Source organism: Frankia sp. CcWB2 (assembly GCF_977927585.1).
Genome location: NZ_CDWRCM010000104.1, coordinates 4987 through 11617 on the forward strand (window position 1 = coordinate 4987; position 6631 = coordinate 11617).

General features: G+C 70.8%; 6 protein-coding genes. All 6 read left to right on the forward strand.

The genetic code is table 11. The features are described from left to right. The first annotated feature begins 76 nt into the window (after nucleotides 1–76). Nucleotides 77–1570: a helix-turn-helix domain-containing protein gene (locus tag ACY45C_RS12465; RefSeq protein WP_462187782.1), complete on the forward strand. Its 1494-nt coding sequence runs from the start codon at nucleotides 77–79 to the stop codon at nucleotides 1568–1570. Nucleotides 1571–1578: 8 nt separating this feature from the next. Continuing rightward, on the forward strand, nucleotides 1579–2328 hold the full coding sequence (locus ACY45C_RS12470) for an NAD-dependent epimerase/dehydratase family protein (RefSeq protein ID WP_462187783.1): 750 nt from the start codon (nucleotides 1579–1581) through the stop codon (nucleotides 2326–2328). After that, a complete protein-coding gene (locus ACY45C_RS12475; protein WP_462187784.1) occupies nucleotides 2325–2582 on the forward strand; it encodes a hypothetical protein in 258 nt (85 codons plus the stop codon). Before ACY45C_RS12470 ends, ACY45C_RS12475 begins: the two co-directional genes overlap by 4 nt. A 434-nt stretch (nucleotides 2583–3016) precedes the next feature. Next, the gene (locus tag ACY45C_RS12480) at nucleotides 3017–3532 is read left to right on the forward strand and encodes a transporter (RefSeq protein ID WP_462187785.1); all 516 of its coding nucleotides are present in this window, start codon (nucleotides 3017–3019) and stop codon (nucleotides 3530–3532) included. Nucleotides 3533–3651: 119 nt separating this feature from the next. Next, the gene (locus tag ACY45C_RS12485) at nucleotides 3652–5961 is read left to right on the forward strand and encodes an ABC transporter permease (RefSeq protein WP_462187786.1); all 2310 of its coding nucleotides are present in this window, start codon (nucleotides 3652–3654) and stop codon (nucleotides 5959–5961) included. Continuing rightward, the coding region (locus ACY45C_RS12490; RefSeq protein WP_462187787.1) for an ABC transporter ATP-binding protein at nucleotides 5958–6631 on the forward strand (674 nt) is incomplete at its 3' end. The genes ACY45C_RS12485 and ACY45C_RS12490, both read left to right, overlap by 4 nt.

A 6631-nucleotide genomic window follows, 5' to 3' on the forward strand; every position in this document is an offset into this window, starting at 1 on the left:
CTTCATTACGTCCCCTAGATGCCCGGCTCGTTATGCTCACTTCGCGTAACACGATTGTCGGACGAGAGGGTTGCGGGTGACCGGTCACACTTGGCTATGGACGCCGCCGCGTTCTACTCCCACCAGCGTTGGTGTGGGCCAACTCCTACGCGCGTACCGGCAGGCCCACGGCCTCACGCAGCAGCAGCTCGCCGACCGTCTGGGCTTCGACCAGTCCTACGTATCCAAGGTGGAGAGCGGCCGGCGGGCTATCCACGACATCTCGACGCTCCGTCACATCGCCCGCAATCTGGCGCTGTCCCCCGAGGACGTCGGCCTGGCTCCGGGATCGATGACGGACCGTCGCCGGGAGACTGCGCCGCACAGTCCGGCGGCCGAGCAGGCCGCCGCGAGCCAACGCGCGTGGCGGCTCACCCGCGATCATCTCAACCACCATCGGATCAGCCTCGCCCGCGCGGCGGTGCGGCTCTACCCGGAAACCGACCGGCTCGGCAGCGGGCTACTGGCCCGGCCCGGCTGGGTGTGGGACACCCCGGTGGACATCGACGATGTCACCCTTGAGTGGCACGATAGCGCCGAGGCCCCCACGATCAGGGGGGACGAACCCGAGACGGCCGGTAGCCGGCCCCTGCTTGGTGGAGGCGGTCAGCAGAACCGCTACCAGCGCTACACGCGGGCGATGCGGGATCTCGACCGGCCGACTCTGTTCGAGAACCGGCTCAGCTTCCGCCTGCTCGATATCGGCGGTGACGGGACCGCGGGACCGTCGACGGACAACCATCCGTCGCTGAGCTTCGCCCACACGACGTACTTCGACGCCGTTGACATCTGCGAGACCGTCGCACACGAGACGGCGGCCGCGATGGCCGGCAGCGGACTGTCCTGGCCCGCGCTGCCCTTCCGGGCGCGCATCGGAGATCCGTTCGACTTCACCCGGCGGGCGGCCCTGCCGTCCATCAACACGCTCACGATCCGCCACGATCGCGGCGGTCAGGCGAGCTTCTTCCTGCACCGGCGCAGCGCGGGCTCGGTCGCGACCGCGGGCGAGGTGTACCACGTCATCCCGGCCGGGGTCTTCCAGCCGTCGGACATCACCCCGTTCCACCATGAGGCCGACTTCGACCTGTGGCGCAACATCATGCGTGAGCTGAGCGAGGAGCTGCTGGGCAACCCGGAGCACGACGGCAGCTCGTCCAGCCCGATCGGCTATGACACCGACGAACCGTTCCGTTCGTTCGAGCAGGCGCGTCGGTCCGGCGCCATGCGGGTGTCGTACTTCGGGATCGGGCTGGACGCGCTCACCCTGTTCGGCGAGATCCTCACCGTCGTCGTGGTGGACGCCGACGCCTTCGACCGGCTGTTCGGCAGCATGGTCCAGACCAATGCCGAGGGATCAGTCGTCACCGCGGGTCCGAACCGGTCGGTGACCGAGGGCATCCCGTTCACCCACTCGGCACTGCGCCGTCTCGTCGACACCGAGCCCATCGCCCCGTCGGCCGCCGCCTGCCTGGAACTCGCCTGGCGCCACCGGGAGATCCTCCTCGGGATGCGCGTGCGGGCCGCATCCTGATCCCGGACGTGCGCGTCCTTGTCACCGGCGCGGCCGGCTTCATCGGCGGAGTGGTCACGGACATGCTCGCCACCGCCGGGCACCAAGTTACGGCGATGGTCCGCGAGCCGATGACCACGCCGCGGTTCGCCCCCGATATCGAGGTGGTGGCCGCGGACCTGCTCGATCCCCGCCAGCTGGCCGCGGCGGGAGTCAGCCGAGGATTCGAGGGAGTATGCCATCTCGCGGCCCTGACCCGGGTGCGGGAGTCGCGGCTGGATCCCGTGCGCTACTTCCAGACGAACCTGACCGGCACCATCAACCTGCTGGCTGCCCTGGAGGAGGGCGCCGAGCACACCGGAGTCGCACCCGCGTTCGTCTTCGGATCCACCTGCGCGGTCTACGGCAACGTCGACCTCGCGCGGATCCCGGAGACCTGCCCACCCGACCCGGTGAACCCCTACGGAACCTCCAAGTTCGCCGCCGAGCGGCTGCTGTCCCACCAGGCCGGCACCGGGCTGCTCGGCGCGGTGATCCTACGTTCCTTCAACGTCGCGGGTGCCGTCGCGGGACACATCGACCGCGACGGCAGCCGGATCATCCCGGCGGCGATCGCCGTGGCGAGCGGGTGCCGGGATGTGTTCCGGGTCAATGGGGACGGCCTCGCGCTGCGGGAGTACGTCCACGTCGTGGACATGGCAACGGCCTACCTGACGGCGCTGGTCGCCGCGCGCCCGGGCACTACGCGGTGTTCAACGTGGGCAGCGGCGTCGGGGTGAGTGTCACTGACGTGCTCGCCGCGGTCGGCCGGGTCGCTAGGCGCCCGGTCCGCCGCGTCCACTGTCCGCCGGTCTCCGAACCGAAGACGCTGATCGGTGACAGCACCCGGATCCGCGCCGATCTCGGCTGGAGTTCTCCGGCGTCGAGCATCGACCGCATCGTCGCCGACGTGTGGCGCTGGGGCCGGGGGCCGACACCGGCCGGGGCCGCCGCCCTGCCGCCACGCCAGCGGATCGCTCCGAGCATCACCTGAGACCCCGCGGGGCCCACACCGGCCCCGCGGTGGCCCACACCGGCCCCACATTGACCCTGCGGTGGCCCCGCGGTAGCCCACACCGGCCCCGCGGTGGCCCGCGGTGCGGCAGGCTCCGGCGGGCATCCCTCCCGGCTCTTTCTCCTGGCCCGAGGGCCACCCGCCAGCCAACATAAAGTAGCAGGCTGGTTGCAGGCAGGCATACTTCGTAAGGCCTTCCATCGGCCGGCCTATCCTCGTATACCTAATGCGACGGAGCTTCCCGTGCCGCCGGAGCTCGCCGGGAACAGCCGCAGGCCACCCGACGGAGCACCTGTTCATCTCCGCACACTAATCTGACGTCTGTGTCGTGACCCGGATCATCTCGGGGGCGGGCTCCACGCGCGGGCGCCGCCGGCACGACCGCGCCGCCCGCACGACCGACGACATGCTCCTTGGGGGAGACGAAAGTGGACGAGCAGACCGCTGGGACCGATAACCCGCGGCCCACATCGCGCCTGGTAGCCGACGTGGTCCGCGCGCTGCGCGGATGGGTGGTGATGGCCGCCGGCGGCGTACTTCTGCTCGGCTGCTACCTGGGCGTCTCCAAGGAGACGGACGTCGCTTTCCAACTACCCTACGTGGTCTCCGGCGGTTTCGGGGGGCTGGCACTCATCCTGGTAGGAAGTGCGCTGCTGGTAGCCGACCGCTTCGACGCCGCTCAGGCCGCCCAGGCCCACACCGCCGGCCAGGTCGACGACCTACACTCACTGATCATCGCGGCGGCGGTCGCGGGTGCCGCACCCGAGGCCGGTCAGCCGGCCACCCGCCCCCAGGGCTCGTACCAGCAGACAGGCTCGTACCAGCAGACAACAGCCACGCACCAGCAGAACTCGCGCTTCGCCGCGACGGACCCCGGGGGCGGCCAGGCACCCGCCACGAACGCCACCACACCCGGCCAGCACGCCTGACAGAGCCTGCCTTTCCACGATGCCACGGCGCGGAAGGCGAGCAGTTCCGTGATCACATGTGACCCGGCGGACGGCGGCGACCGGACGGCCGGCGGCGGCAGGCTCCCAGGGAGTGCCCGGTGACCAGCATCGACCTGGGACTGGCGGGGATCTCCCTCGGGGCGATCGCAGCCCTGTCCGGTATCGGCCTGCTGGTCACCTACCGTACCAACGGGGTCCTCAACCTGGCCCAGGGCGGCATCGCCATGCTGGTGGCGTACGTCTTCCGCGAGATGGTGGTCGAGTGGGGGCTGCCGATCTGGCTGGCCGCCGTCATCGCGCTCGCCGTGCTCTCTCCCGGGATCGGCCTGCTGCTGGAGCGGCTGGTCTTCCGGCCGCTGGCCCGTCGCCGCGCATCGGCAGCCGAATCCCTGGTTGCCAGCCTCGGCGTGCTGGTCCTCACCCTCGGGATGACGGCGGGCATCTGGGGTCTGGGCTCGCGTAGCGACGCACCGAGCATCTTCCCGAACTCGTCGGTGCAGCTGTTCGGTGACACCCGGATCGGTGTCGACGCGCTGGCCGAGCTCGCGATGGTCGTGGTGTTCTGCGCGGTCATCGGCGTCATCGCCACCCGCACGGTGTTCGGCCGCCAGATCCGCGCGGTTGTCGACGACCGGCAGCTCGCCGAGCTGTCCGGTGTTCGCGCGGACCGGGTCGCCGCGGCCGGCTGGGCGGCGGGGACTACGCTCGCCGGCCTCACCGGCATCCTGCTCGCCCCCCGCTTCCAACTCACCCCGTACGGGCTGACCCTGCTGGTGCTGGAGACCTTCGCGGTGGTGGTGGCGGCCCGGCTGTCGAGCATGCCGGTGGCCGTCCTCACTGCCCTGGGCATTGCCGTCCTGCAGAGCGAACTCAAGCAGTTCACCCTCGACGGTGATGCGGGCCAGATCCTCACCGTCCTGCAGTCGAACCTGTTCATCGTCGCCCTGCTGGTCCTGCTGCTCGCGGTGCCGAAGCTGCGCGAGCTCGGCACCGGCGACTCCGGGACCACCGCCAGCTTCTCCAGCCGCGGCGCACCGCCGGCGGGCCCGGCCAGCCAGACCAAGGCCCGCCGTGACTTTCTGGGCAAGCTCGGCGGTGCCGCGCTGCTGCTCGCACCGCTCACCTTCGCCCCGTCCGATCTGCGTTCGGCGTTCATGGTGCCGGCGCTCGCTCTCATCTTCCTGTCGATGGTCATCGTCACCGGCTACAGCGGCCAGCTCTCCCTGGGCTCGGCCGGATACGCGGGCCTCGGGGCGCTGCTGTCACTCAAGCTCGCCAACGGTGACCTGTTCGGACTGCCGAAGCTGCCGGGCGTCACGTCGATGTTCATCGGTGCCCTGCTCGTCGCCCCGATCGGTCTGATCACCGGCTACCCGGCGATCCGCCGCCGCGGCCTCACCCTGGCGCTGACCACCTTCGCGGTCGGCGCCGTGGTCAGCCGTTTCGTCTTCGAGCAGCCGACCTTCGCGACCGGCCTCTACCTCGACCCGCTGACGTTCTTCGGCTGGGAGCTGCCCGACGAGGCGTTCTACGTCCTTGAACTGGCCTGCCTGGGCCTCGGCCTGTTCTTCGTGGGTAATCTGCATCGCGGTCGGCTCGGTCGGGCGCTGCTCGCCGTGCGTGACCATGCGGAGGGTGCGGCGGCGGTGGGGGTCGACGTCCGCAACCTCAAGCTGCTGGCCTTCACCGTCTCCTCCGTCGTCGCCGGGCTGGGCGGTGCGCTGCTGGTGCACAGCAGCTACTCGTTCTCCGCCGACGACTTCGCACCGTTGCAGAGCTTGCTGTGGTTCACCGCCGTGGTCGTCTTCGGCGCCGACAGCGCGGCCGGCGCGATCATCGCCGCGGCGTTCATCGTCACGATCGACGTGCTGGCGCCGGCCGGGTCCTCGATCCTCGCCATCGGCATCCTCGCCCTCGCCCTCGGCTGGATGCCCGGCGGCTTGGCCTCGGCCGTCCGGGGTCTGTTGCGGCTGCTCGCCCTCCACCTCGCGGACGGCTTCGTCGATCCCAACCATCGGGCACCGCGCCCGGTGCCGGTGCGCATCTCCGCCGTCGGATACCTGCCGGCGACCACTGGCATCACCGGGATCTCCGGGATCCCCGGGATCGGCGCGCCCCTGGGGGCCGCCCGGCCCAGGCCATCCGCGAGCTGGCCCCCGGGCCGCTCCTCGCCCGTGCTGCCACCGGGCTCGCCGCAGCCGACCCCATTCGGGGCCAGCCTGCTGACCCTGGTGCAGGAGTATGCGGCCCGGTCGGGCGACGCACCGCTGGTGACCCCCGCGCCCCGCGGCGAGGGCGGTGGCCTGCCCGCCGACGTCTACCCCACCTCACCGGGTCACGTGGGCCACGAGCAGGGGGGTTCGGGACCCGCGGCGGCGACCTCCCTGCGGGACGGAGGCCGGGTATGAGTCGGCACGTGCTACAGGCCGTTGGCCTGGTCCGCCGCTACGGCGGTCTGACCGCGGTCGACCACGTCGACCTCGTCGCCCCCCAGGGCGTGATCACCGGTCTTATCGGCCCGAACGGTGCCGGGAAGTCGACGCTGTTCAGCCTGCTGACCGGGGTCGAGCAGCCCGACGAGGGCAAGGTCCTGCTCGACAAGAGCGACATCACGAAAATGCGGCCAGACATCCGGTCCCGGCGTGGTCTGGTGCAGACCTTCCAGGTTCCCTCGCTCTTCCCCACCCTCACGGTCGCGGACAACCTGCTTGTCGGCGCGGAGAACCGGCACCGGGACTATGCCGGCGGCCTGCTGGGCGTGGCGTCCAAGGGCCGAGGACACGTCAGCCGCCTCGTCGAGGAGACCCTCGGCTCTCTCGGCCTGTCCGACCTGCGGGACACCATCGCCGGCACGCTGCCCACCGGTGCCCTGCGGCTGGTCGAGTTCGCGCGAGCGCTGTGCGCCCAGCCGGACATCCTGCTGCTCGACGAGCCCGCCAGCGGCCTGGACAACGACGAGACTGCCAGGTTCTCGCAGCTGCTGCGCCAGACCGCCGACGACGGGGTCGGCATCCTGATCGTCGACCACGACGTCGACCTGGTCTTCTCCGTCGCCGACCAGGTGTACGCCATGGTCGG